This window comes from Streptomyces viridochromogenes, assembly GCF_001270495.1.
GTDB classification, from domain to species: Bacteria; Actinomycetota; Actinomycetes; order Streptomycetales; family Streptomycetaceae; genus Streptomyces; species Streptomyces viridochromogenes_A.
In genome coordinates this window covers 23,118-48,936 of the sequence record NZ_LGUR01000240.1, presented here as the reverse complement: position 1 = coordinate 48,936, position 25,819 = coordinate 23,118, and the positions used below count along the sequence as shown (strand labels likewise).

General features: G+C 69.7%; 20 protein-coding genes and 2 pseudogenes. 15 read left to right on the top strand and 7 right to left on the bottom strand.

What is annotated here, in order from left to right:
* Positions 1 to 41: 41 nt before the first annotated feature.
* Entirely contained in the window at positions 42 to 998 is a 957-nt protein-coding gene (locus tag ADK36_RS37295; RefSeq protein ID WP_053200759.1) for a GlxA family transcriptional regulator, read from the bottom strand.
* A 191-nt stretch (positions 999 to 1,189) separates the two neighbouring features.
* Between ADK36_RS37295 and ADK36_RS37290 the strand changes: the two genes are divergently transcribed.
* Both ADK36_RS37290 and ADK36_RS47190 read left to right on the top strand, forming a co-directional pair.
* Positions 1,190 to 2,197, top strand: a complete 1,008-nt coding sequence (locus ADK36_RS37290) for an NADP-dependent oxidoreductase (RefSeq protein WP_199830332.1) — start codon at positions 1,190 to 1,192, stop codon at positions 2,195 to 2,197.
* A 41-nt stretch (positions 2,198 to 2,238) separates the two neighbouring features.
* A pseudogene (locus ADK36_RS47190) lies at positions 2,239 to 3,045 on the top strand (alcohol dehydrogenase catalytic domain-containing protein); the annotation flags it as partial.
* Positions 3,046 to 3,546: 501 nt separating this feature from the next.
* Here the strand turns inward: ADK36_RS47190 and ADK36_RS37280 are convergent.
* Both ADK36_RS37280 and ADK36_RS37275 read right to left on the bottom strand, forming a co-directional pair.
* On the bottom strand, positions 3,547 to 5,706 hold the full coding sequence (locus ADK36_RS37280) for an MMPL family transporter (RefSeq protein ID WP_053200755.1): 2,160 nt from the start codon (positions 5,704 to 5,706) through the stop codon (positions 3,547 to 3,549).
* 265 nt (positions 5,707 to 5,971) lie between these two features.
* Complete coding sequence (locus tag ADK36_RS37275; protein WP_048583950.1) at positions 5,972 to 7,204, bottom strand: flavin-containing monooxygenase; 1,233 nt, start codon at positions 7,202 to 7,204, stop codon at positions 5,972 to 5,974.
* A 1,288-nt stretch (positions 7,205 to 8,492) separates the two neighbouring features.
* Between ADK36_RS37275 and ADK36_RS37270 the strand changes: the two genes are divergently transcribed.
* Positions 8,493 to 10,118: a serine/threonine-protein kinase gene (locus tag ADK36_RS37270; RefSeq protein ID WP_159029226.1), complete on the top strand. Its 1,626-nt coding sequence runs from the start codon at positions 8,493 to 8,495 to the stop codon at positions 10,116 to 10,118.
* On the opposite strand, the gene ADK36_RS47185 is transcribed toward ADK36_RS37270, so the two are convergent.
* Together ADK36_RS47185 and ADK36_RS37265 are read right to left on the bottom strand one after the other, a co-directional pair.
* Positions 10,105 to 10,413: a hypothetical protein gene (locus tag ADK36_RS47185; protein ID WP_425315486.1), complete on the bottom strand. Its 309-nt coding sequence runs from the start codon at positions 10,411 to 10,413 to the stop codon at positions 10,105 to 10,107. The genes ADK36_RS37270 and ADK36_RS47185 overlap by 14 nt on opposite strands.
* Before the next feature lie 271 nt (positions 10,414 to 10,684).
* Complete coding sequence (locus ADK36_RS37265) at positions 10,685 to 11,620, bottom strand: LysR family transcriptional regulator (RefSeq protein ID WP_048583952.1); 936 nt, start codon at positions 11,618 to 11,620, stop codon at positions 10,685 to 10,687.
* A 129-nt stretch (positions 11,621 to 11,749) separates the two neighbouring features.
* Here ADK36_RS37265 and ADK36_RS37260 point away from each other — a divergent pair, with 129 nt between their 5' ends.
* The 6 genes from ADK36_RS37260 to ADK36_RS37235 all read left to right on the top strand — a co-directional run bounded on the left by ADK36_RS37260 (position 11,750) and on the right by ADK36_RS37235 (position 18,006).
* The gene (locus ADK36_RS37260) at positions 11,750 to 12,754 is read left to right on the top strand and encodes a fumarylacetoacetate hydrolase family protein (RefSeq protein ID WP_107086949.1); all 1,005 of its coding nucleotides are present in this window, start codon (positions 11,750 to 11,752) and stop codon (positions 12,752 to 12,754) included.
* Positions 12,751 to 13,722: a cyclase family protein gene (locus tag ADK36_RS37255; RefSeq protein WP_048583954.1), complete on the top strand. Its 972-nt coding sequence runs from the start codon at positions 12,751 to 12,753 to the stop codon at positions 13,720 to 13,722. The genes ADK36_RS37260 and ADK36_RS37255 overlap by 4 nt, the downstream gene beginning before the upstream one ends.
* A gap of 113 nt (positions 13,723 to 13,835) precedes the next feature.
* Positions 13,836 to 14,975, top strand: a complete 1,140-nt coding sequence (locus ADK36_RS37250) for an FAD-dependent oxidoreductase (RefSeq protein ID WP_048583955.1) — start codon at positions 13,836 to 13,838, stop codon at positions 14,973 to 14,975.
* Positions 14,972 to 16,000: an amidohydrolase family protein gene (locus ADK36_RS37245; protein ID WP_053200750.1), complete on the top strand. Its 1,029-nt coding sequence runs from the start codon at positions 14,972 to 14,974 to the stop codon at positions 15,998 to 16,000. Before ADK36_RS37250 ends, ADK36_RS37245 begins: the two co-directional genes overlap by 4 nt.
* 10 nt (positions 16,001 to 16,010) lie before the next feature.
* Positions 16,011 to 16,949, top strand: a complete 939-nt coding sequence (locus ADK36_RS37240) for a VOC family protein (RefSeq protein ID WP_053200749.1) — start codon at positions 16,011 to 16,013, stop codon at positions 16,947 to 16,949.
* Positions 16,950 to 17,040: 91 nt separating this feature from the next.
* Positions 17,041 to 18,006: a fumarylacetoacetate hydrolase family protein gene (locus ADK36_RS37235; RefSeq protein WP_048583958.1), complete on the top strand. Its 966-nt coding sequence runs from the start codon at positions 17,041 to 17,043 to the stop codon at positions 18,004 to 18,006.
* A gap of 215 nt (positions 18,007 to 18,221) precedes the next feature.
* Here ADK36_RS37235 and ADK36_RS37230 read toward each other — a convergent pair whose 3' ends face one another.
* Together ADK36_RS37230 and ADK36_RS37225 are read right to left on the bottom strand one after the other, a co-directional pair.
* Positions 18,222 to 18,845, bottom strand: a complete 624-nt coding sequence (locus ADK36_RS37230) for a TetR/AcrR family transcriptional regulator (protein WP_048583959.1) — start codon at positions 18,843 to 18,845, stop codon at positions 18,222 to 18,224.
* A 607-nt stretch (positions 18,846 to 19,452) separates the two neighbouring features.
* Positions 19,453 to 20,277 carry an SDR family oxidoreductase gene (locus tag ADK36_RS37225; protein ID WP_048583960.1) on the bottom strand — a complete coding sequence of 275 codons (825 nt, stop codon included), beginning with the start codon at positions 20,275 to 20,277 and terminating at the stop codon, positions 19,453 to 19,455.
* Between the two features lie 176 nt (positions 20,278 to 20,453).
* Here ADK36_RS37225 and ADK36_RS48410 point away from each other — a divergent pair, with 176 nt between their 5' ends.
* The 6 genes and pseudogenes from ADK36_RS48410 (at position 20,454) to ADK36_RS50735 (ending at position 25,809) form a co-directional block, all read left to right on the top strand.
* A complete protein-coding gene (locus ADK36_RS48410) occupies positions 20,454 to 20,624 on the top strand; it encodes a hypothetical protein (RefSeq protein WP_199830338.1) in 171 nt (56 codons plus the stop codon).
* Between the two features lie 227 nt (positions 20,625 to 20,851).
* Positions 20,852 to 21,853, top strand: a complete 1,002-nt coding sequence (locus ADK36_RS37220) for a PaaX family transcriptional regulator (RefSeq protein WP_078942791.1) — start codon at positions 20,852 to 20,854, stop codon at positions 21,851 to 21,853.
* Between the two features lie 526 nt (positions 21,854 to 22,379).
* Positions 22,380 to 23,264: an alpha/beta hydrolase family protein gene (locus tag ADK36_RS37215; protein WP_053084709.1), complete on the top strand. Its 885-nt coding sequence runs from the start codon at positions 22,380 to 22,382 to the stop codon at positions 23,262 to 23,264.
* Positions 23,265 to 23,505: 241 nt separating this feature from the next.
* The gene (locus ADK36_RS37210) at positions 23,506 to 24,744 is read left to right on the top strand and encodes a glycoside hydrolase family 5 protein (protein ID WP_048583961.1); all 1,239 of its coding nucleotides are present in this window, start codon (positions 23,506 to 23,508) and stop codon (positions 24,742 to 24,744) included.
* Between the two features lie 419 nt (positions 24,745 to 25,163).
* Positions 25,164 to 25,418, top strand: a pseudogene (locus tag ADK36_RS50740) (transcriptional regulator); the annotation flags it as partial.
* A gap of 229 nt (positions 25,419 to 25,647) precedes the next feature.
* Complete coding sequence (locus ADK36_RS50735) at positions 25,648 to 25,809, top strand: hypothetical protein (protein WP_234330030.1); 162 nt, start codon at positions 25,648 to 25,650, stop codon at positions 25,807 to 25,809.
* The last annotated feature ends 10 nt before the right edge of the window (positions 25,810 to 25,819 follow it).

The following is a 25,819-nucleotide window of genomic DNA, read 5'->3' as shown; positions in this document are numbered from 1 at the left end:
GCCATGGTTCGCAAGGATCGCGCCACGGCTCGGACGGCCGGCTACTCGCCGCGGGTGAAGGTGCGGCGGTACTCGCTCGGGGTGGTGCCGAGGATGCGCTGGAAGTGCATGCGCAGATTCGCGCCGGTGCCCAGGCCCACGTCGCCCGCGATCTGCTCGACGCTCCGCTGCGACCGTTCGAGCAACTCGCGGGCCAGGTCGATCCGGGCACGCATGACCCACTGCATCGGCGTGTATCCGGTGTCCTCGGCGAAGCGCCGCGAGAAGGTGCGTGGCGAGACTGCCGCGTGCTGGGCAAGGGCTTCCAGGCTGAGCGGCTCGTCGAGCCGGTGCAGGGCCCACTCCCGGGTGGCGGCGAACCGTTCGCCGAGCGGCTCGGGCACGCTGCGTGGTACGTACTGCGCCTGGCCACCGCTGCGGTAGGGGGCCGCGACCAGGCGCCGGGCCGCGTGGTTGGAGGCGGCCACGCCGAGGTCACCGCGCAGGATGTGCAGACACAGGTCGATGCCCGAGGCGGCGCCGGCCGACGTCAGCACGCTGCCCTCGTCGACGAACAGGACGTTCTCGTCGACCCGGACGAGGGGGTGCCTCTCGGCGAGCGCCCGCGTGTAGTGCCAGTGCGTGGTGGCGCGCTTGCCGTCGAGGAGGCCCGTGGCGGCGAGCGCGAAGGCGCCCGTCGAGATGGCGGCGAGACGTGCGCCCCGGTCGTGGGCGGCGATCAGCGCGTCGACGACGGCACGCGGTGGGTCCTCGCGGTCCGGGAACCGGTAGCCGGGTACGAAGACGATGTCGGCCCAGACGAGCGCGTCGAGGCCGTCGGCGACGTGGTACGCCAGACCGTCCCCGCCGGTCACCGGCCCGGGCGCCGCGCCGCACACCCGTACCTCGTACGGCATGCTCGCGCGCGTCGTGAACACCTGTGCCGGGATGCCGACATCGAGCGGTTTGGCACCTTCGAGGACCAGGACGGCGACACGGTGCAGTCGGGTGGGCGGCACGGGAACAGGGTACGAGGGGGCGGGGCCGCCGCGATCATCCGCACCGCGGCCGCCGGCCTCGCCGGCCTGGGCTGAGCCGCGCCGTGGGCCGTACCCCGGACCGAGCTCCCCCTTGTCCTGAACGACACACCACCCGTACGCTCACTCACCATACCGACCAGCTGGTATGTCACGCGAAGGAGCCGCCGGAGATGAGCAGAACCAACCACCAGGTGCGCCTGGCCGCACGTCCCGTGGGAGAGCCGCGGCCCACCGACTGGGAGCATGTCGAGGAGCAGGCGGGGCAGCCGGGCGACGGGGAATTCCTGGTGCAGGTGCTCTGTCTGTCGATCGACCCGGCGATGCGCGGCTGGATGAACGCGGGCCGGTCCTACATCCGCCCGGTGGAGCTCGGCGAGGTGATGCGGGCCGGCGCGGTGGGACGGGTGATCGCCTCCCGGCACTCGGGATTCGCGGTCGGCGACCATGTGTCGGGCTCGTTCGGCGTGCAGGAGTACTGCGTGTCGGACGGGCGCGACGTGACCAAGGTCGACCCGGCGGCGGCCCCCTTGCCGACGTATCTCGGCACGCTCGGCATGTCGGGCCTGACGGCCTACTTCGGCCTGATCGAGGTCGGGCGTCCCGAGCCCGGGCAGACCGTCGTGGTCTCCGGAGCGGCCGGGGCCGTCGGCAGCGTCGTCGGGCAGATCGCCAGGATCCTGGGCTGCCGGGTCATCGGAATCGCCGGCGGCGAGGCCAAGTGCCGGCTGGTGGTGGACGAGTTCGGGTTCGACGCCGCGATCGACTACCAGACCGAGGACGTCCGCAAGGCGCTGCGCGAGCACGCCCCCGACGGCGTCGACGTGTACTTCGACAACGTCGGCGGCGACATTCTGGACGCCGTGCTGCTGCGCCTGGCGCGCGGTGCCCGCGTGGTCGTCTGCGGCGCGATCTCCCAGTACAACAGCACCAAGCCGCAAGGCCCCGCCAACTACCTGTCGCTTCTGGTGAACCGCGCTTCCATGACGGGCATCGTGGTGTTCGACTACGCCGAACGGTACGCGGAGGGCATCGCGCAGATGGCCACGTGGCGGGCGGAGGGCCGGCTGAAGTCCCTGGAACACGTGGTGTCCGGCTCGGTCGCGGACTTCCCCGAAACCCTGATGCGGCTGTTCCGTGGTGACAACCACGGCAAGCTCGTGCTGAAGATCGCGGACTGACCGGGCCGAAGGGAGGAGGGGCAAAGGGAGGAAGAGATCCGATGAAGGCACTGACCTACCACGGCCGTCACGACATCCGCTACGGGGAGGTCCCCGACCCGGCCGTCACCAGCCCCACCGACGCGGTGGTGCGGGTGACCGCGGCCGGCATCTGCGGCAGCGACCTGCACATCTACGGCGGCAACCCGTTCAGCCCGGAACTCGGCTACACACCGGGACACGAATGCGTCGGCGTGGTCGTCGAAACCGGCGGCCAGGTCACCCGCTTCAAACCCGGCGACCGTGTTCTGGTGCCCGCCTCCGTCGGCTGTGCGCAGTGCCGGTCGTGCGCGTCCGGGTTCACCGCCCGGTGCGAGCGCGCCAAGTCCAGCACGGAGCTCTGCTACGGAGTGAGCCCCCAGCTCCCGGGCAGCCAGGCCCAGGCCCTGGCGGTGCCCCACGCCGACGTCAATCTGGTGCGCCTGCCCGAGGGCATCTCCGACGAGGCCGCCATCGTGCTGACGGACAACGCCCCCACGGCCTGGTACGGCTGCCGCCGCGCCCGCATCCAGCCCGGCGAGACCGTCCTGGTCATCGGCCTCGGCCCGGTCGGCCTCATGGCCGCCCAGTCCGCCTTCGCGATGGGCGCCGCGCGGGTGCTGGGCGCGGACCTGGTCGCGGAGCGCCGCACCTTCGCCGCCGCCCTGGGTGTCGAGCCGGTCGAGGGCGAGGACGTGCGGGCGGCCATACGGGAGATGACCGGCGGACGCGGGCCGGACGCCGTGGTGGAGGCCGTGGGCTCGGACACCACCATCGAACTCGCCCTCAAGGCCGTCCGACAGGCCGGCCGGGTCAGTGTCATCGGGGTCAGCCAGAACAAGGCGTTCCCCTTCCACATGGGACTGGCGCAGATCAAGGAACTGGAGTTCGCCATCGGACTGTGCTCGGTGCACTACGAACTCCCTCCCCTGATCGCCCTCACCCGCGCCGGCCGGATCAAGCCCGAGGTCGTGGTCTCCCACCACTTCGCCCTCTCCGAAGGCCGGCCCCGCGGCGTACGAACTGTTCGCCGGCCGCTCCGACGGCGTCCGCAAGATCCTTCTCGACCCCACACGCTGACACTCCCCCGCGGACCGCCGCATCCGCTCCGCTGCGGCCGGAGGGCCTGGTGGGAGCGGGCGGTGCGCTCGGCGAGCGGTTCCAGGCTGCTGTCGCCGGGGGTGCGGTCGCCTCGGCAACATCCGACTTGGCCTGAACCGCGGCGAGTTCCTCCGGTGAGGCGGAGGCATGGCCGAGGACGGGCGCCTTGCCGGCTCGGTTGGATACGACCAGGTCCTCGATGTCGGCCGGGCGGGCAGGCTTGCCGCTCGTCACTGGTTGCGCTCCTGGTCCCTCGTCAGGATGCGCGGGCACCACCAGTTGGCCCGCCCAGCCAGACGCATCACCGCCGGCACCAGCAGGCCACGCACCACGGTCGCGTCCAGGAGCACGGCGAGTGCCGCACCGACGCACACGACCTTCACGGTGGCGAGACCGGCGGTGGCCGTGGTGGCAAGGACGGCCGCGAAAATGAGAGCGGCCCAGGTGAACAAGTGCGCGGAGGCGTCCAGGCCGCGTGCGACCGCGACCGTCGTGCTTCCGGTGCGGCGGTGCTCCTCGAGGATCCGCGACAGCAGCAGCAGTTCGTAGTCCATGGACAGTCCGAACGTGATGCAGAAGAGCACGACGGGCACGGTGATATCCGTTGTCCCGGTCACTGTGAACTGCCCCAGCAGCCCCGCTCCGTGGCCCTCCTGGAAGACGAACACCAGTGCTCCGAAGGAGGCGCTCAGGCTCAACACGTTCATGACCAGTGCTTTGACGGCCAGCACCGGGCGGCGGGTCAGCAGGAGTACGACAAGCAGCCCGGCAGCCGTGACGATGCCCAGCGCCCAGGGGAGACGTTCGAGCAGGGGCTGCTGGACGTCGCTCAGGCGGGCTCCCGGCCCGCCGAGCAGGACGGTGGACTGCGCGGGTGGGGGGACAGCTCGCAACCGGTCGGCAAGTCCCGCCTGTGCGGGGTCCAGAGGCTCGCCCTGCGCGGTGACGGACAACCACGCGGCGTCCGGCGCTGTTGGATGCCGCGCTGGGACGGGGGCGTCGGTTCGCTGCCCGGCCGCGTACCTACCCGTCGCGGCCTGCACGGTACGGACCCCGGACACGCGGGACAGACGGCGGGCGTAACCGTCAAGCTCCCCGGCACGCTCGTCCGCTGCGAACCGGGGCAGCACCACCGTCATCGCCGAGGACCAGGCGACGGTGCCGAACTCGTCCTCCAGCCTGTGCTGCGCCTGTACCACCGCAGAGGCCGGAGGAAGCGCCCGCGCATCCTGCAGGTCGAACCGGACCTGTGTAAAAGGCGCTGCCAGCAGCACCAATCCGGTGGACACGGCCAGGGCCACCGGCACGGGCCGGTGTGCGGCCCAGAGGGCGACCCTGCCCCACCCGCCCAGGTCGGCCAGGGGGCTCCCGGTGCCGCCGCCCCGTCGGGCCTCCCCGCGGCGGATGCCTCGCCCACGCCGGTACGACGCGAAGACAGCGCCGAACTCCAGTCGTCGCTCCACTGCGCACAGCAGGGCGGGCAGCACGGTCAGCGCCGCCGTCGCGGCCAAGACCACCACCGTGATCCCACCCCAGGCGATGGACTGCAGCACGCGGTGGGGAAACGCGAGCAGGGCGGACAACGACAGGCCAACGCTCGCCGCAGACAAGACGACCACTTTCCCGGCCGTCGCCCATGTCGTGCACAGCGCCTCGTCCCGGCCCGCGCCCCCGGCCCGTTCTTCGCGGAATCGGCTCACCATGAACAGGCTGTAGTCCACCGCCAGCGCGAACCCCAGCCCGGTGTTCACCGTCACCGCGTACACGGACACCTCGGTGAACGCGGACAGGACTCGCATGGCCGCCAAAGTGGCCAGCACCGCCACGGCTCCCACGACCACTGGAAGCAGGGCGGCGATGACCGAACGAAAGACCACCAGGAGCAGCACTGCGACGACCGGGAACGCCAGCAGTTCGCCGCGTGCGCGGTCCCGGTCCACCTGCCGGGCCATCTCAACCCGCGCGGCAGCCTCTCCTGTGGCCGACACCTCCAAACCTCCGTGCCGGCCCACTTCATGGTCCATCAGCCGCTCAGCAGCCCGTGGCTTCTCGTCGGACCCGCCCCTGAGCCGTACAAGCAGCAGGCCGGTACGCCCGTCCTTCGAGCGCAGCGCCGTCGCTCCCGCTGACGCTGGGGCCGCCCAGTACGAGCGCACCCGCACGACGGCGGGATCGGCGGCGACACGCCTGGTCAGCTCCCGTCCGGCGGCAGCCGGTCCCGCCCGGTCCACCGGCTGCCGTGCGCGGGCAAGCAGGACGAGATCCGGCGCACCGAGACGGAAATGCGCCTCCGCCGCCCTGTCCGCCCGCACGGATTCCGCCGTGGGAGACAGGAACCCCGCGGTCGACATGTGATCGTCGACGGAGTACGCCAGACAGGCCGAAGCCACGGTGAACGCACAGGCACACAGGAGGACCGCGCGCCATCGCCGCAGCAGAACCCCACGCCACCCATCAGGCCGGCCCGCACGTCCGCGCAGTCCGGCCGAATCACCGGTCCTCTCGGCGGACTCCTGAGCCCTGCGGGGCGGGGTGACGCGTGGGCGTTGACCGGTCACGTTCGCGGCCGCGGCGCCGTCCGTGCCCCGGGATGCGCGGCGAGTTCGCTCCTTCACCCGCCGGCTCCCCGCCATGGTGCCGTCCGGTGGATCGCCGTCACCGGTGGGTGCTCTCGTCCGTCTTCCGTCCGGGCGTGCGCTCCGGGCGGCGGGGCGAGGGAACCGAACCGTAGGCGGCCCCCCGGGCCACAGCGCGGGCGATCCCCCGCGCCTCGACGCCGGCCTGATACAGCGCTCCGCTCAACGGATTGGTGAAACCGGTGAAGTAGAGATGGGGCGCTGTTGCGCACGTTCGAGGCCCGCGCACGACAGGGTACCCAGCGTCGTCGAGGACGGAGGGAACGGCGAGCAGGCTCTCCAGACGGGGGCGGTAGCCGGTGGCGGCGATCACGACGTCGGGGCTCAGCCGGGTGCCGTCGGCCAGGACGACGTGCGCCTCCTCGAAGCCCTCGACTGCGGCGACCGGCCGCACCCGGCCCGACCGTACGGCCGCGACGAATCCGTGGTCCAGTACCGGGTTGACCCCCTCGGCCTCGTTCCGGCTGTACGCGCCGGTGCGAGGGAGGGGAACGCCAAAGGACGTCAGATCCGGTACAGCACAGCGCTGCGTCAGCAAGGACGAGCGGTCACGCCACGCCATGGGCAGGAATTCCGTCAGCCGCCCGGCCACCTGCCCGCGGCTGAAGCTGCGCGGCAGGATGTTCGGCGGCGTCCGCAGCGAGAGCCACACCCGGCGCGCGCCGTGCTCGCTCAGTACAGCCGCGATCTCGGTGCCGCTGTTCCCCGCACCCACCACCAGCACCGTGCGTCCCTGATAGGGAACAGGATTGCGGTAATCGGCGGCGTGCAGCAGCGCCCCCGAGAACCCCTCACGGCCGGGCCATGGCGGCACGTACGGCGTATGGCACCGCCCCGTGGCCACCACCACGGCACACGCCGTGAGCGTGCCGTCCGAGGTGTGGACCCGCCACGGGGCGTTCCGACCGCCATCGTGGGGTTCGATGAGGTCCACCGTGGTGTTCAGACGCACGTCGAGTCCGTGATGGGCGCGGTAGTGCTCCAAGTAGCGCAGGAAATCGTCGCGCCCCACCCACGCCCCGCACTGCCGGGGCAGACGCAGCCCGGGCAGGTGAGAAGACCTGCGGGTCGTGTGTAACTGCAGATGGTCGTAGCGGCCTGCCCAGCTCGCCCCCACACGCTCGGCGCGTTCCAACACCGTCACGGGCACGGCCGCACGGCGCAACATCGCTGCTGTTGCCAGGCCGTTGGGGCCAGCGCCGATGACAGCGACGGGAGGAAAGGGCGCAGCGACATGAGCTGAATGGTTCATCGCGCGAAGAATAGGTCGCTTCGTGACCCTCGCAGGGCATACGCGAAGACGAAGTAGCTCTCCTGGAGAGGCGAAAACATGCGGTCCGTGCAGGAATTCCCGTCCGCCTCCGGGCATCTGGCCGTTCACCGACCCGCTGCGAGACATACCCGATCAGGTGATAGCACGACCATGCCACTCCTCGACCATGACCAGCCGCTGCGCTACATCGGTCAGACCCGCGCGGGAAAGGGACAGGCTTACGGCTCGACAATCGAGTCTCAACGCGACACCGTCTGCTGGATCACGGAGACACACCACTCGACATGGTTCCGCCGGAACGAGACACGACCTGCGCGGGACACAGTGTCTGCGGAACAAGCCCGGCATCGAAGTGATCGCTCTGCAGGAGCTCTCCTCGGGAATGTCCAAGGCACGGGAGTCTGCCATCCGCTCCACAGGATGCGTCGGGCGGACTGCGCCGGCCAGGGACGTCAAATCAGCGGGGTTCCTGACCGGAGTCGGCTGCGGGCAGGAGCAGGCGGAAGGTGCAGCCCTCGCCCGGCGGGTGTCGAGCTCCAGACGCCCGCCGTTGACCTCCGCGGCGCTGGAGGCGATCGCCAGTTGGCCTTCGCCGGTTCGTCCAGCGTCCGGGACGCACGGCATGAGACCGGCCCGACGGTGTACGTCGGAACCGATCAGGTGTTCCGACTCAACCGGATCCGCTGATCAGGACGGTCAGCGCGGCGGGTGAGGAGGCCTCGCCGAGGGGCGACCCGCGGGCACCGCAGGTCTGTGGTCGGCGAGCAGCGATGAACTCGATCGTGAGCGCAGAGCCGTGCGGTCCACTGCTCGGTTCCCCCCAGGGCACGCACCGGCCGGAGCTCTTCCGGACGTCGTGGGTCCGCCTCCGCACCCACGCCTGCAAAGGGCCCAGAACAGGTCGCCGATGGTGCCGTAATAGGAGACAAGCGCCGGATCGGCGTCCGCGCGGGCGGTGGCCTTGCGGATCGTGACCACGGCGTACCCCTCCTCCGACATCAGCTGCACAGCCCGAGCGGAAAGGCATGGATCGTGCCCGTCACCCTCACGCCGGACTGAAGGCCAATTCCCGCGCGGACTCGCCCCTGCCCGCGTCCGCCGTGGCTTCCGGCACATCCGCTGGAAGACCGCCTACCCGGAACGGTGCCGAGGGCCTACCCTCCCGACCGCCCACGTGCCCTCTCGGCCGGTGACGGGCTGCCGGGCGTTGTGGCTGAGAATGGTGTATGGCGGGTGTGACAGGTGATGCTTGGTGCCGATGCTACGGATGCGGCGCTTGATTGTGCTGGTCCGGGAGCTGAACCTGGTCGGCAGTGCAAATCTGAGAGGGCGGCGGGGCGTGGAGTTGCTGGACCGGTCGGATCCGGAGGCTGTCGGTGGTTATCCACTGCTGGCACGGCTCGGTGAGGGTGGAATGGGGCGGGTGTATCTGTCCCGGACGGTGTCGGGGCGTCCGCTGGCGCTCAAGACCGTGCGTGCCGAGTTCGGACGGGAGCCGGGGTTCGAGGAGCGGTTCGCGCGGGAAATCCGCAACAGCGACCGGGTGCGCTCGCCCTGGACGCCTGCGGTGGTGGACTACAGCCCGATGGGGCAGCGGCCGCAGTGGCTCGCCACCGAGTACGTGGCAGCGCCGACCCTGGCGGAGTGGGTGCGGCAGTACGGCCCGCTGTCCGAGCAGTGCGTCCTGGCACTGGCGGTCGAGCTTTTCGGGGCGTTGGCAGCGGTACACGGGGCGGGGCTGGCCCACCGGGATGTCAAGCCGTCCAATGTGCTGTTGGGCCGCCGTAGTCCTCTGCTCATCGATTTCGGGATCGCGCGCGCGGGGGAGGACTCGCGTCACACGAGGATCGGCGGTGTGATCGGGACTCCCGGCTATCTGGCGCCGGAGCAGGTGAGTGCCGGGGAATCCGGTGCACCGGGTGATGTCTTCTCGCTGGCTGCGGTACTGGCGTACGCGGCGACCGGACGGGGCCCGTTTTCCAACCCGAACGACGAGTTCTCGCCCGCGGTGCTGCTCTACCGCATCGTGCATCAGGAGCCGAACCTCGACGGCGTTCCGGCAGCCCTGGTCCCGCTCCTGCGGTCCTGTCTGACCAAGGACCCCGAGCAGCGGGCCACGCCCGGCACCGTCAGCGTGCTGCTGGAACGTTTGGGCGGCCGGTGCGGTACCTGGCCGCAGGTGCTGCCCGAGGCGCTGGAGAAGGATCTCTCCGCGCGGGAGGACGAGGCGCACGCGTTGATCTCCCCAACAGTGCAACCACCGTCCGTGGCGGCTGTGTCACGTGAGCCCGAGGACGGCCCCCCTTCCGCCGACGCAAAGACCGCCGTCCTGCCGACTGTCGGCGCCGTGCGACGGAGGGTGTCCGGCCGCACCGGCAGGGCGGTCGCCGGGACCACGGCCGCGGCCTTGATGGCCGTGACGGGCACGTTCCTCGTGCGGCATTTCTCCGACGCTGACGCCTCCGACGGGACGCCTTCGCCGTCATCCACTGCCACATCGCTTCCCGATGCCTGGGCAGGTACATGGGTCGGCACCGGGCCGGGCGATCCCACTGCTGACGGCTTCACTGAGCCCCGCACCAACCGGTTCACCGTCACTTTGACTCTCCACCCGGCACAACGAGGTGAGCTGGTGGGCAAGCAGGTCAGCAGCGTGACCGAAGTGAACACCAAGCGTGAGCTGGGATGCACCGAGACCCTGCGACTGCAGGAGATACGCGAGGCGTCGATGGTCCTCAAGGCGATCAGCAGCCACCCCACCGATCAGGGGGCCGAGGTCGGCTGCCCCAACGGCAGTATCTACGTCGTCACGATGACCGGCCGAGACACCCTGGACCTGAGCGTCGAAGGTGACCAGTCCGCCGGGGCGCCGTCCACCCTCACCCGGCGCTGACGGCCGCGCCCGGGGGGGGTTGCGCGAGAGCCGGTAGGTCATCCAGCCGGACGTCCGCGGGCCCGTCCACGGCCGGGCTGCGGGTAAGGTCGGTCGACGGCTGCTCGACGTCGTAGGAGCCTCGACCAGGTCGGCGGCGTGCTGCGCGGCCTCCAGCGTGGTCGCCACCACAACGGCGACCGGGCTGGCCGAAGAACCGGACGGCGTCGTCCTGGAAGACGCGCAGCCGCCGGCCCGGAATGGATCCCGGGTCGTCGCGGTAGGCCAGCGTGGGCTTGTCGAGGTGGCTGATCACGCCGAGGACGCCGTGCTGGGCGGACGCGCGGCGGCGGCGACGTCACCGTGGCCGCCGCGATGAACCCGGCCGTGTCCGCATGGCTCGCTCTCATCCACCGCGCCCTCCTTCAAGGCCTGGCGAAGACGTGCTTGTCCCTTGGTGCCACCGGCTACGCAGGGTAGATGGCCGTCCAGCTCGCCCGCCTACCCGACGTGGGTACCCTCACCGCGGCGGGAGGGCAGGGCCGGAGCGCGGCAGCGTCTTCGCCCTCGCAAGGCCCACCCCATCCTCAACTCGGCGGACTGGAGATCGTGGGCCGCCCTGCCTCCACGGCCTCGGCGACCCGGGCCGTCGTCTCCCGTAGCCACATGTGCGCCGCGTCGTGCATGTGGACCGGATGCCACCACAAGGCCTGCTGGATCGGCACGGCGTCATAGGGCGGGTCCATGATGCGGACGTGTGCGAGTCCGTCCAGCTCGTCGGCGAGGCGCCTCTGAAGGAGAGCTACCCGGCGGGTGCCCGCGACCAGGAGTGGCATCAGCTGGAAACCGTCGACGGAGACCGCCACGCGCGGCTCGATGCCGAGCATGGCGATCTGGCGGGCGGCGGGGGCATCGTAGGCTCGTTGGTACGTCACCCACGGCAGTCGGGCCAGGTCGTCGAGGGTGAGCCGCTCGCCGACCTCCGGGTTGTCGTCCGCGACGAGGAAGACCCAGCTGTCCTGGTAGAGCTCGACCATGGGGAAGCCGCGAATGATGCCGTGGGGCAGCAGTAGCCCGTCCACAGTGCTGAGCAGCGCCCCGGTGTCGTCGATGATTTCGTTCGGTACCTGTTTGAACCTGAGCCGAATGCCCGGCGCCTCGGCTTGGATGGTGCGGGCGAGTTCGGTGCCGAAGACGGCAACCGCGTAGTCCGAGGCGATCAGCGTGAACTCATGTTCCTCGCAGGAGGGGTCGAATTCGGCCTGACTGGCGAAGACGCGCTCCAGCAGGTCGCACGCGGTGGTGGTCCGGTCGAGGAGGGCCCGCCCCAGGGCGGTCAGTTCGTACCCTCCGCCCACCCGGGCGAGCAGGTCGTCGTCGAAGTGGCGGCGCAGCCGGGCCAGGGCCGCGCTCATCGCGGGTTGACTGAGCCCAATGCGCTGGCCGGCCCTGGTGACGTTGCGCTCCTGCAGGAGGGCGCGCAGGGCAACGACGAGGTTGAGGTCCAGGCTGGCCAAGTTCACGAAGCATCCCAATTCCGGAGCCGGCCCCATCGGTATTCACCGGCTGGATTCTCATATACAGGAAATCGATTTCCCTGATTGAAATCTACTGGGCCAGATTAGTGGCACCGCAATCGGGAGGAAATCTCCGTGACATCCGCAGCCACGTCGGCACCCTTCACCCCCTTCTCCGGACCGTTCGCCATCGGCACCCTTTCGGCACCGGGCGAGAGAAGGTTCCCGGGCCTCGTGACGCCGGAGGGCCGAGCGCTCGACCTGCGCACGGCACTGGACGAACCCGCGTTGACCACGCTCACGCTCCTGGAGCGCTGGGACGAGGAGCTGCCGCGGCTGCACACCCTCGCCGAGGCCCCGGCGCGCGACTGGCGACCGCTGGCGGAGATGACGGTGCACGCGCCCGTCGAGCCCCGGCAGATCTTCCAGTCCGGCGCCAACTACCGGCAGCACGTGATCGACCTGGCGGTCGCACACCGTGCCCCGGACGCCCCGGGCACCGTCGAGGAGGCCCGCGCCGAGGTCGCGGCGGTCATGGACAAGCGGGCCGCCGAGGACCTCCCGTACGTCTTCATCGGCCTGCCGACCACGATCAGCGGTCCCTACAACGACGTGGTACTGCCCGCCTGGGCCGAGAAGCCCGACTGGGAGCTGGAGGTGGCCGCGGTGATCTCCCGACCCGCCTACCGGGTCACCGTGGACGAGGCGCTGGAGTACGTCGCGGGCTACACCATCGCCAATGACCTGACCGACCGCGCGAGCGTCTTCCGCCGGGACATGCCCCCGATCGGCACCGACTGGCTGCGCAGCAAGAACGCCCCCGGGTTCACCCCGCTCGGCCCGTGGATCGTCCCGGCCGACTCCATCGCCGACCCCTCCGACCTACAGGTCACCCTGAAACTCAACGGCGAGACCATGCAGGACGAGTCCACCAAGGACATGATCTTCGGCGTCGCACGGTTGGTCTCGTACATCTCCCAGACCGCCCAACTACTTCCCGGCGACCTGGTTCTGACCGGCAGCCCGGCCGGCAACGGCATCCACTGGGGCCGGCTGCTGCGCGACGGTGACGTGATGGACGGCTCGGTCACCGGGCTCGGCGCCCAGCGCACCCGCTGTGTCGCGGAGAAGGCACGATGAGCGCCGACCGTATCGACCGTACGGATCCCGAGGCGGCGATAGCCGAGGCCTCGAAGGCGTACTCGAACTGGGGCCGCTGGGGCGAGGACGACGTGCTCGGCACGCTCAACTTCCTCGACGAGGCCAAGCGTCGCGAGGGCGCAGCCCTGATCCGCGACGGCGTCAGCTTCTCCTTGTCACAGGCCTTCGACATGGACGGCCCGCAGAAAGGCTGGCGGCGGCGCACGAACCCGGTGCACACGATGCTCGCCACCGGCACCGACGCCGCTCTGGGCGGCCAGGGCTTCCCGCACGGTTTCGGTGGCGCCGACGACGTGATCGCCATGCCCTTGCAGTGCTCCACCCAATGGGACGGGCTCGGGCACATCTTCGATCACGGCAAGGCGTGGAACGGCCGCCCGGCGGAGAAGGTCGTCACCTCCGAAGGCGACCTGGTCACCGGCATCGAGCACATGGCACCGCACGTCGCCGGCCGGGGCGTCCTCCTCGACGTGGGCCTGGTCATCGGCCGGGAAGGCGAACTGCCCGACGGCTTCGCCATCACAGAGGAGCACCTGACCCTCACCGCCGCCTCGCACGGCGTGACCGTCGGCCGTGGCGACCTGGTCCTCGTGCGCACCGGGCGGCTGGCCCGCGCCCGTCACGAAGGCTGGGGCGACTACGCGGGCGGACCGGCGCCGGGGCTGAGCTTCAGCACGGCCGACTGGCTCCACCGGAGCGAGATCGCCGGGATCGCCACCGACACCTGGGGCTTCGAGGTGCGGCCCAACGAGTTCGACCACGCCTTCCAGCCGCTGCACCAGGTCGCCATCCCCCACATCGGTCTGCTCATCGGTGAGATGTGGGACCTCGACGCCCTCGCCGCACATTGCGCCGCCGACGGCCGGTACGAGTTCTGGCTCACCGCCGCGCCGCTGCCCATCACCGGGTCCGTCGGCTCACCGGTGAATCCCATCGCCGTCAAGTAACGCCCTGGACTGCCGGGCGGGCCGCGCCCGGACGGCTACGCCACCCTCGACCGCCCGGCCCGCAACACCCCCTTGCCGTTCGAAGTCGCGCGGCACCATCTCAGGGAGACCCCATGAACGACCCCTGTTCCCGCACCGTCCTCGTCATAGGCGGCGGCGCGTCCGGCAATGCCGTGACCGTGCTGCTGCGGCGGGCGGGCATCGCCGTGGAACTGATCGAGGCCGAGCCCGACTGGAACGTGCTCGGCTCCGGCATCACCCTCCAGGGCAACGCGCTGCGCGTGCTGCGCGAAGTCGGCGTATGGGACAAGGTCCGGGAGAGCGGCTACGCCGTCGACGCCGTCGGCATGGCCACGCCCGACGGGACCGTGTTCCACGTCCAGCAGGACTTCCGCACCGGTGGGGACGACCTGCCCTCGATCTTCGGCATGCAGCGGCCCCGGCTCCAGGAGATCCTGTGTGAGGCCGTTCTCGAGAGCGGCGCGGCGGTACGCCTCGGCACCACCGCCGAGGAACTGGTCCAGGACACGTCCGGCGTCACCGCCCGGTTCAGCGACGGCACCGAGGGCCGCTACGACCTTGTCATCGCCGCCGACGGCGTCGGCTCCCACACGCGCGCGATGATCGGCATCAGCGACAAACCCGAACCGACCGGCATGGCCATCTGGCGCGTCCCCGTGCCCCGCCCCGAGGGCGTGAAGCGCAAGGACCTGTCCTACGGCGGACCGTGCTACATCGCCGGCTACTGCCCCACCAGCAAGGACACCATCTACGCCTATCTCGTCGAGGCCAACCGCGACCGCGCCTCCATCGACCCAGCCTCGTACGCGGACGAGATGCGGCGGCTGGCCGCGCCCTACGGGGGTGCGTGGCCGGAGATCGCCGCGAGCATCACCGACCCCGCCAAGGTCAACTACACCTGGTTCGAGCGGCTGCTCGTCGAGGGCTCCTGGCACCGCGGGCGGGTCGTCCTGATCGGTGACGCGGCCCATGTCTGTCCTCCCACGCTCGCCCAGGGCGCGGCCATGTCCCTGGAGGACGCCTCCGTACTGGCCGAGATGCTGACCGCGGAGCAGGACTGGGGTTCCCTCGACGCCCTCCTGACCGGCTTCTACGAACGCCGGATCGGCCGTGTCCGCATGGTGGTCGAGGCATCCGTGCAACTCGGTCAGTGGCAGATGGACGGCGCCCGTGACGCCGACGCACCCGGCCTGATGGGCCGCACGATGGCAGTCCTTCAGGAGACGCCGTGAACTCCGTGAACCCCGTGAGCCCCCAGAACAGCGCACCCACGATCGACGTCCACGCGCACGTCCTGCTCCCTCAGGTCGAGGACGCCGTCGCCGGACACCCCGGGCTGGCCGCGGCCCGCGATCTCGACGCCCGCCGCAACGGCCCCGAGGCCATCGCTGTCAGCGGCCCCATGTTCCGGGACCGTTTCCCGAGGCTGACCGACGTCAAGGCCCGGCTCGCCGCGATGGACGCCTCCGGGGTCGACGTCCAGCTGGTCTCGCCGTCTCCGTCGCACTACCACTACTGGGCCGACGAGGACCTGGCCCGCACGGTGTGGGAACTGGCCAACGAAGGCACCGCCGCGCATGTCGCCCAGGCCCCGCAGCGGCTGCACGGCCTCGGCCTCGTCCCGCTCCAGCACCCCGGCCTCGCCGTCGAAGCCCTCGAACACGCCCTCGGCCTGGGCCTGCGCGGTGTCGAGATCTCCAGCCACGCGCCGGGACGCGAACTGTCCGACCCCGCGTACGAACCGTTCTGGACACGGGCCGAGGAAACCGGCGCGATCCTCTTCCTGCACCCCTTCGGCTGCACGCTCGACGAGCGCCTCAACCGGTGGTACCTGTCCAACACCGTCGGCCAGCCGACCGAGAACGCCGTCGCCCTGTCCCATCTGATCTTCTCTGGCGTCCTGGACAGGCACCCGAGGTTGCGCATCGTCGCCGCCCACGGCGGCGGCTATCTGCCCACCCACATCGGCCGCTCCGACCACGCCTGGCGTGCCCGCACCGACACCCGCGGCTGCGCGCACCCGCCCAGCAGCTACCTCAAGCAGCTGTACTTCGACTCCCTCGTCCACGACCCGGACGTCCTGCGCGAGCTGATCCGGGTGGCCGGCCCCGAGCGGGTGCTGCTCGGCTCGGACTTCCCCTTCGACATGGGCACCGACGACCCGCTCGGTGCTCTGCGCGGCGTCACCGACCTGCCCGACCCCCACTTCCACGCCGTACGCGGCGGCAACGCGGCAGCACTGCTGCATCTCACCTGAGGAACCCGACATGACCAACCGTCTGCTCACCCACCTGCGGCACGTCGACCTCGCCGTGCCCGACTACGACAAGCAGCTCGACTTCTATGCCGGCGTCTGGGGCCTGACCAAGGTCGCCGAGGACTCCGGCATCTCCTTCCTGGCCGCCGAGGGCTCCCCCGAGCAGTACATCGTCCGGCTCCGCAAGGCTGAGGAGAAGCGCCTCGACCTCATCTCCTACGGCGCGGCGAACCCCGCCGACGTGGACACGCTCGCCGAGCAACTCCTCGCCGGTGGAGTGCGGTTGATCTCCCAGCCGGGCAAGGTCGACACCCCCGGCGGCGGCTACGGCTTCCGCTTCTTCGACATCGACGGCCGCACCATCGAGGTCTCGGCCGACGTCGAGGCGCGCCGGCACCGTCGTATCGAGGAGAAGGAGTCCATCCCCGTCCGTCTCTCGCACGTCGTCCTGAACTCCCCCGACATCAACGCCACCCGCGCCTGGTACGAGCAGTACCTCGACTTCCGGCTGTCCGACACGATGACCTTGCCGCACATGGGCGACGTCATGCACTTCATGCGGATCAGCAACCAGCACCACTCCATGGCCATCGCCAGCGGTCCGCACGCCTCCCTACAGCACCTTTCCTTCGAGATGCGCGGCCTCGACGAGTACATGCGCGGCTCCGGCCGCGTGATGCGCTCCGGCGCCCGCAAGATCTGGGGCCCCGGGCGGCACATGGCGGGCGACAACACCTTCACCTATTTCCTCGACCCGCACGGCAACACCGTCGAGTACACCACCGAGCTCGAAAAGCTGGACGAGGACACCTGGCACCCGCACATCTACGACCTGACGAAGCCCGAGAACGCCGACCAGTGGGGCACGTCCAACCCGATGAACGAGATGGTCGCCAAGGAGATGATCAACGACGTCGACCGCGGCGTCTTCGTCGCTCCGCCGGTCTGACCCCTTGACCCCGGGGGCTCGGCGCACTCCCCCGCCTGCCAGGCGCCGGGCCCCCGGCCTGTGTCAACCCACCCAGCTCCCTAGGAATGCCATGCGCTTCGCCACGTACGAACAGCACGGCCGCAGCCGTGTCGCCACCGTCGAGGACGACGGCACCCTCTACCCCTGCCCCGGCACGGGGACGCTTCTCGACTTGATCCAGGCGGGCCCCGAGGCACTGCGCGAGGCAGGCAACGCAAGCCTGGACGTGCCGCGCGGCCCGCACGTCTCCCAGGTGCGACTGCTGCCGCCGCTCCAACCGCCGTCCGTACGCGACTTCATTACGTTCGAGGAGCACGTCGAGGGCGTACGGCGAAACATCGACGGAGTCCCGGGCGCCCCGGACGCCTGGTACGACGCGCCCACCTTCTACTTCACCAACCCCTACGCGGTCGTCGGCGCTCACGACGACGTCCCCGTGCCGCCCGGCAGCCAGGCACTGGACTTCGAACTCGAAGTCGCCGCGGTCATCGGCCGCGAGGGCCGCGACCTCACCCCCGAGCAGGCCCGCGACCACATCATCGGCTACACCATCTACAACGACTGGTCCGCCCGCGACCTCCAGTCCCGCGAGATGCAGGTCGGCCTCGGCCCCTGCAAGGGCAAGGACACCGCCACCACCCTCGGCCCTCACCTCGTCACCGCGGACGAGCTGGAGCCCTACCGCGACGGCGACGGATTCCTGCGCCTGGCGCTGACCGCCGAGATCAACGGCGAGGTGGTCGGCAAGGACCTGCTGTCCAACATGAGCTGGGCCTTCGAGGAGATGACCGCCTACGCCTCCCGTGGCACCTGGGTACGCCCCGGCGACGTACTCGGCTCCGGCACCTGCGGCAACGGCGGCTGCCTCGCCGAACTCTGGGGGGTACGCGGCCGCCAGGACCCACCGCCGCTGAAGCCCGGCGACACCGTCACCCTCACCGTCGAGGGCATCGGCACCGTCTCCAACACCGTGGTACCCGGTGCCGAACCAGTGGCCGTCCCTCGCGCCCGTAGGCGCCCGCGAACGCGCCCGTGAACCGCGCGGCGGAGAGCAGGCCGGCCGACAAGGTCGTCGTCACCGGGACCGCGCGCGGGCAGGGCGCGGTCGCGGCGCCGCCACGTCCCACTCCACTCTGAGAAAGCCCGCATTGCCGCTACCACGGCGTTTCCTCAAGGCACCACCACATCAGGCGGTCCGTCCGTCGCCTTGCCTACCCCCGTGGCTCCAGGAGGCAGGGGGCCTTGGTCAAACTATTCCGTCAGCGTGCCCATCGCGCGGTCGAGCAGTACGGCCAGGGGAACGGCGCCCTCGCAGGCCACCCAGCCCGTCGCGGCCGCATCCAGACAGGCGAGCGCGGCCCCGGACAGCGCGTTCGGCCCGACCTCCTCCGGCTGGTCGGCGCTGACGCCCAGCCGCCGGGCGATCTCCGGCTCCAGCATCGCCTGCCAGCTCAGCTGCTTCTCGAAGTGCCGGGCACGCAGTGACGGAGTCTCCTGGAGCATGCGCAGATAGCTGAGCGCCTGCTCGGGTGCTGCCTCATTCGTCCGCGTGAGCACGTCGAACGCCCTGCGCAGCGCCTCCCAGGGACGCTCGGTGTCGGGGCGGGCGGCGAACGCCTCTGCGATCTGACGGCCGGTCTCCTCCAAGCCCTGCAGGACCATGTCTTCTTTGGTGCCGAAGTACCGGAACAGGCTGGCGCGCGACAGCCCGACCTCACCGGCGATCTGGTCGACGGTCGTCCCGTCGAATCCCTGCTCGATGAAGAGCCGCAGCGCGACCTCGACGACTTCCTTCCGGACCGTCGCGCGCATACGCTCCCGCAGGCCGGGCGGTTTGGTTGCGGACTGGGCGGAGGCGCCGGCGGAGTCGGTCATGAGTAAAGAGTACAACAGCGACTCAATCTGATACTGAGCCTCAGAAACGCGGGCTCCCGGCGGCCACACTTGTCCACGCCGGCCGTTCAAGTCACTCGCACGGAGCGCGTCAGCGGATGCGAGGCGAGGGTCCACTTGACCCGGAGGACCTGCTCGGCCGTACCCGGTCCGTCCTCGGGGACGGCAGCGCTTACGACGAAGCCCCGGGCCGCGAGCAGGGAACGTGACGGTGGCCGCAGGCCCGCTCACCGCTCCCGGCCGGGCGGACCGGCCGCGCCGAGGTCGGCGGCGACGCCGGAACCTGCCCCGAAAAGCTGACCCTCCTCGTACGCACGCACCCCCGTCATGTTTTCCGCGGTCCCACCAGAGGGCCGCTACTCTCCGGGCGCGCTCGAGGGCGGGCGGACCTCACCCATTTCGTACCCATGAGCCCACGGATGGGGCCGGGCTCGACTGGGGTTCCGGTCGATGGTCAGGCGACTGGACGGCCACCGGTGACAGCAGGGGAGGATGACCGCCCCGTGCCCGCCCTACCCTTCCCGTCACCCCGACGGGAAGGGCCGACAGTGCGCCGGGGGCCGCCCGGCATCGCTGCCGCGCGGCGGCTTCAGGCCGCGGCGCCCTCGGCCGCGGCGGAGACCGCCGCCCACTCCTCCCAGATCTTCAGCCGCTCGGCGTAGACCTGGGGGACGAGGTGGAGGGGGGCCGTGCCGAAGAAGACACGCAGCGGAGGGTTGTCCGCGTCGACGATCTCCAGCAGGGCCGGGCCGGTTGCGGCGGGGTCGCCGGACTTGACGTCGCCCCAGGCGGCGGCGACGGCGGCGCGCAGGTCGTCGTAGGCGGGCAGTTGTGCGGCGAAGGTGGCGGAGGAGCCGGCCCAGTCGGTTTCGAAGCCGCCGGGCTCGACGAGGGTGACCTTGATGCCGAATCCGGCGACCTCCTGGGCGAGGGCTTCGGTCATGCCCTCCAGGGCCCACTTGGAGGCGTTGTAACCGCCCAGGTTGGGGAAGGAGACGACGCCGCCGACCGTGGAGATCTGCACGATGTGGCCGCTGCCCTGGGCCCGCAGGAGGGGCAGGGCGGCCTGGGTGACCCACAGGGCGCCGTAGAAGTTGGTCTCCATCTGACCGCGGACCTGCTGTTCCGTCAGCTCCTCGACCGCGCCGAACAGGCCGTGTCCGGCGTTGTTGACGATCACGTCCAGGCGGCCGAAGTGCTCGTGCGCCTGCCTGACGGCCTCGAATGCGGCGGCCTTGTCGGTGACGTCCAGCTTCAGCGGCAGGACCGCCTCGCCGTGGGCGGCCACCAGATCCGCCAGGGAGTCGGTGTTGCGGGCGGTGGCCGCGACCTTGTCACCACGCTCCAGGGCCGCCTGGACGAACTGACGACCGAAGCCGCGCGAGGAACCGGTGACGAACCAGATCTTGCTCATGAGGACACTCCCGTTCGAAACGAACTTGCAATACGAGACTCTAGATTCAGTTGATACTCAGTATCAAGTAGTTCCTCTGTAGATTTTTGAGCATGAGTAACTCCACACACCTTCGACACAGCTCCCGGCCAAGCCGGTGAGCCTGCGTGGCACATGCGAGCGACGGTTCAGCTGAGGTGACCGAAGTAGCGATCCGGCTCTCGACCACCCTGCTGCTGCCCGGCATCGGCACCATGCACGACCGGCGACGCGCTCACTCGCTGGGCCGCTCGCCATGTAAGCCCTGGCGTGCGCTCCCCTCTCACCCGGGAGTGCACGCCTTCCTCGCCACCCTGCGATGGACCTGACAATGACGGGTGTCCATCCGGACCGGGCCGGCGGCCGGGGCTTGGGAAGCATCGCGAGGCTCGGTGCGTTCGTTCTCAACGGCGCGCTACTTGGCTCGTGGGCCCCTCGGGTGCCGGCGCCGGCCGCGCAGATCAGTGCCGGGGCGCCTTCACCTGTGCGCGGAGATCCCGCCTGGTGGAGCAATCGCGGCGGAGCTGCACCCGGCGATTCCACAACCGTTACAGTGATGCCGACCCTGTCCACCGCGCCGGAGCCGACCTTGCCGAACCTGTCCAACCTCGAGGAGATCTTCTCCGACGAGGGTGACAGCGCCGTCGGCCCCGTGCGATCGCCCGGCTGGCAAAGCAACGTATCGCCGCAGGGACTCACGGTGACATTGATCGCCGACTACACGTTCCCCGTCCGGGCGTGGTTGCCGTCGGCGGCGATCGTGGCACTGCTCGGCGAGTTCCAAGTGACCGCGGGCGCCGCCCGTACGACGATCAGCAGGCTGATGCGCCGTGGGGTGCTGGAGGGCAGCCGGCAAGGGAGGTACAGCTCCTACCGGCTGACGTCGCAGGCCGCCGTCGATTTATGGAGCGGCGCCAGCTCGATCGCCACCTTCACCACCCAACCCGACTCATGGGACGGTCGGTGGACACTGATCGCCTTCTCCGTCCCGGAACAGGAGAGCACGCGGCGGCGCGCACTGCGCACCGCGCTGCGGTGGCGCGGATTCGCGCCGCTGTACGACGCGCTCTGGGTGTCGCCGCACCCCCTCACCCCCAAGGGGCGGATCGAGGTGGCCGACCTGGCGCGAGGAGCGGTGACCGTGTTCCGCGCGCGGCAGGAGGAACTGGACACGGAGGTCGACCGCAACCCGGTCGAGTCGTGGGACCTGCCCGGCATCGCCGAGCACTACCGGGCTTTCATCAGCCGCTGGAGCGGCTTGCTTCCGCACATCAGCGCCGACGACGTCTCCGGTGCCGACGCGGTGCGCGCACGGACCGAAATCATGCACGCCTACCGTCACTTCCCCATCCTGGACCCGCTGCTCCCCATCGGGCTGCTGCCGCCCGACTGGCCCCGGTCGCGGGCGCGGGAAGTCTGCGTCGCGGTGTACGACGGACTGCTCCAGCCGGCCCAGGACCATGTCCGCTCCGTAGTGACCCGATTCGCGGAGGGACCGCACCCCGACATCAGGGCCCATACGATCGCCGGCATGAGTGCGGGTATCGGCCACGGCTGACGGCGGACCGCCGCGAGTGTGATCGAGCGGGCCGCGAAAACGCCACACCGTGCCTCCTGCGCCTGCGATCTGTCGAATGCGCGTCGAAGACAACAGAGTTGGGCGCCAATGATTGACAGATCGACACCCGATCGGGAATGTACCTGTTGCAAGACATGTGGGAACGCTCCCAGAGGTGCGGCACACGACGAGTGGAAGGAGAGGCACCCCTGCGCCGCTTCCGCAGAATTACACCTCCCCATCAGATTGGCGGGCAGGTGGGCGCGAAGGGCTGCTCCCTCAATGAGTCACGGTTCGGCCTGTGTTCAGCGGCTCGCCGCGCCTCTGCCAGCAAGGCCACACCACGCCGATGACCACCACGGGCAGGACCGGAACGTCCTCGACCGTGCGCGATTCGCCGACCTGACCACCCCCACGACCACTCCCCCCACCACCCAGGTCAGTCTCACCGCCGCGGCATCACCGACGCCTCTTCCCGGCACCTGACCGAGCAACGCTCCGCACACCCCCCACACCCGGAGTCTTCATGACCATGCAACGGCGTAGTTTCCTGACCCTGAGCACGGCCGGAGCCGCGGGCGTCGGCATGTCCCTGCTCGGCACGGGACAAGCAGGTGCCACCGCGCGGGCCGGCGCTCCGACCCAGCGGTTCGCGGTCGGCGTACGCCAGTACGCCTGGAGTCGCGGCAGCCGCCGGTGGACGACGTACGTCTACTATCCCGCCCCCGGCGCCCCCGGTGGCTCCCCGGTCACCAACGCCCCCGTCGCCCAAGGCGTCTTCCCGGTCTGCGAGTTCATGCACGGCTTCAGCAGCAGCCCGCAGAATTCCCTGGCGATCATCCGCCCCCTGGCCGAGGCCGGCTTCATCGTCCCCGCCCCCCACTTCGCCAACCTCAGTCGCCAAGACGTCTACAACGGCAACCAGTCCAAGGACGTCTCGGAGGTCATCACCCGGACCCTCGCCCTCAACACGGCCGGCGACCCGCTGGCCGGCCACATCAACACAGCGGTCGGAGTCGGCGTCTCCGGCCACTCGATGGGCGGCATGACCACCCACGGCCTGCTCACGGCCTGGCCGGACGCACGGATCACCGCCGCGATCCCCATGTCCTGCGTGCACATGGGCAACCCGAGCCCGTCGGTCCGCGCCAAGGTACTGTTCACGCACGGCGACCGGGACGGAACGTGCCCGATCTCCTCCGCCCGCCAGGCGTACCGGGAACTACCCGCCGCCAAGGCGTTCCTCACCTTCCGCGGCGCCGGCCACAGCAACTACTTCGGCGACTCCCGGACCGTCAACACGTTCGTGGACTGGATGCGGTGGAGTCTGTACGGCGACACCGCGGCCCGCGACCGCCTTCGCGCCGACGCCACCTCCAGCACGACCACCTGGGAATCCGCCCTGAGCTGAGGAGCAAACACGCACGGCCCGGGTGCGCGCGGCTGCCGTGATCGCCGCGCATCCGGGCCGTGCAGGGTGCGTGGCCGCCCACGGACGCCCGCGAGTCAACCGCCGCGCAATCGACTGTGTTCGTTTCCAGGCAGGCGCGCACACCACCGCCCGAACAGCAGGCAGCTCCGGCCGCTCCCACTCGTACAGATAGACCCACTTGGGGGTCCGACACCCTCAAGGACGCAAGAGAGGAAAGCTCATGGTTTCACTAGCAGGGAAGATCAGAGTCATTTTCCTTGCCGTCCTGCTGGCAGTTGCCGCATCTGTGTACGGCGCGGCGCATCAGGCATCGGCCGATACCGTGGCACAGTCGAGCGCTTCACAGATCGTGGCCGACATGGGCGCGGGATGGAATCTGGGGAACCAACTCGAAGCCACCACCAACGGATACCCCAGCGAAACAGCGTGGGGCCAGCCGATGGTGACACAGGCTCTCATCGACAAGGTGAAGGCGGCAGGGTTCAAGACGATCCGGATCCCGGTCTCCTACCTGGGATACATAGGATCCGGCCCGAATTACACGATCAACGCCTCCTGGCTGAACAGAGTCCAAGAAGTCGTCAACTATGCCTACAACAGGGGCCTGCATGTGCTGATCAACATGCACGGCGACGGGTACAAGAGCGTCAACGGCTCCTGGCTGATCTGCGACTCACCCTCCCAGACGACGATCAAGGCCAAGTACGAGAAAGCTTGGCAGCAGATCGCGAACAGGTTCAAGAACTACGACCAGCGCCTGATCCTGGAGTCCATGAACGAAGAGTTCGACGGGCAGTACGGCCGCCCGACCCAACCGTGCTACTCAAACATCAACAGCTACAACCAGATCTTCGTGGACACCGTGCGGAAAACGGGCGGAAACAACAGTTCGAGGTGGCTGCTCGTGGCCGGCTGGAACACGAACATCGATTACACCGCGGGGAATTACGGCTTCGTGCTTCCGTCCGACCAGTACCGCTCCCCCTCCATTCCCGCAAATGAGCGGCGGATCATGATCTCCGTTCATCACTACAGCCCGTGGGACTTCGCCGGAGAGGAAAGCGGCACCATCACGCAATGGGGCCGAGCAGCGACCAACCCGTCGAAGACGTCTACCTGGGGACAGGAGGACTATCTGGACGCGCAGCTCAAGACGATGCGCGACGTGTTCGTCACGAAGGGGTATCCGGTGGTGTTGGGCGAATACGGTGCCATCGACAAATCATCGTTCGATTCGTCGAACAACAGGTATCGCGCGGACTTCGCACGGGCCGTCGCGGCCACCGCCAAGAAGTACGGGGCGGCCAGCATCTACTGGGACAACGGTGCAACCGATCGGTACGGGTTCGGACTGTTCAACCGCCGCTCCCTCACGGTCACCCAGCAGGGCATCATCAACGCCATCATGACCGGCGTCAGCGGCAGTGTTGCCGGCTCCGGCCTTCCGTCCGGCACGTAGCAGGACCCGAGTCTCGGCGACGGGTACATACCTCTCCATACCCTCGTGGGCGCGCAGTTGAGCCGGGTGGCGATGCCACACGGTGTGCGATCTCGTCAACTGCGCGCCGGCCAGCCGGAGAAGCTACGAGGCTGCGCATCTGGGAGCACACCGGCATGCCGAGCTCAAGGAGTTTCTGCGGTCTCTCAGAGCCCGGCTCAATCCCGAGGACATAGGCCCTGCCCTCATGCGAGCGGCGGCGGGTACCCTGCCTGCGGCGCGAGGAGCTGGCGCAGCTGGCGCAGCTGGCGCAGCTGGCGCAGCTGGCGCAGCTGGCGCAGCTGGCGCAGCTGGCGCAGCTGGCGCAGCTGGCGGGAGTGTCATACGCGTACTACGCACGCCTGGAACAGGGCTACGGCGAAACCACGTCGGCCGAGGTGATGGCCGCCGTGGCCCACTCACTGCGCCTGGCCGAGGAGGAACGGGACCATCTGAACCGGCTGGCCCAGCCCGACCGGAACCGCACACCGCGGGTGGCGCCCCCGTCGCAGCGACTTCGGCCCACCGTCCAGCACCTCCTCGACTCGCTCGGCGTGCCTGCCTTCGTCGTCAGCCGGCGCCTGGACATCCTCGGATGGAACCGGCTCGCCACCATTGTCTTCGGGCACTGTGCCCAACTGCCGCCCGGGGAGCGGAACGTGGCCCGGCAGATCTTCCTCTCGCCCGCAGCGCGCGATCGTTCGCCGAACCGGCCCCCGCATGGCTGCGAAGGTCGCCGGCGTTCCGCGGATGAATGCCGGCAAGAGTCCCGACGATGTGCAACTCTCCTCACTGATTCGCGAGTTGTCGCAGAAGAGCGAGGAGTTCCGGCCGTTGTGAGCACGGCATGAGGTGAGCTGCGGCACCGTCGGGGAGGTCGTGCGCATGCGGCACCCGCTGGTGGGAGAGTTCGACCTCGTGCACGAGCCCTTGGCGTCTGCCCGGGGCCCCCGCATGCGGCTGAACACCTACCACGCAGAACCGGGTTCCCGGTCGGAGGAAGTCTTGCGGATGCTGGCCAGTTGGGAGATGGAGCCGCAGCACTGATACGTGGTTA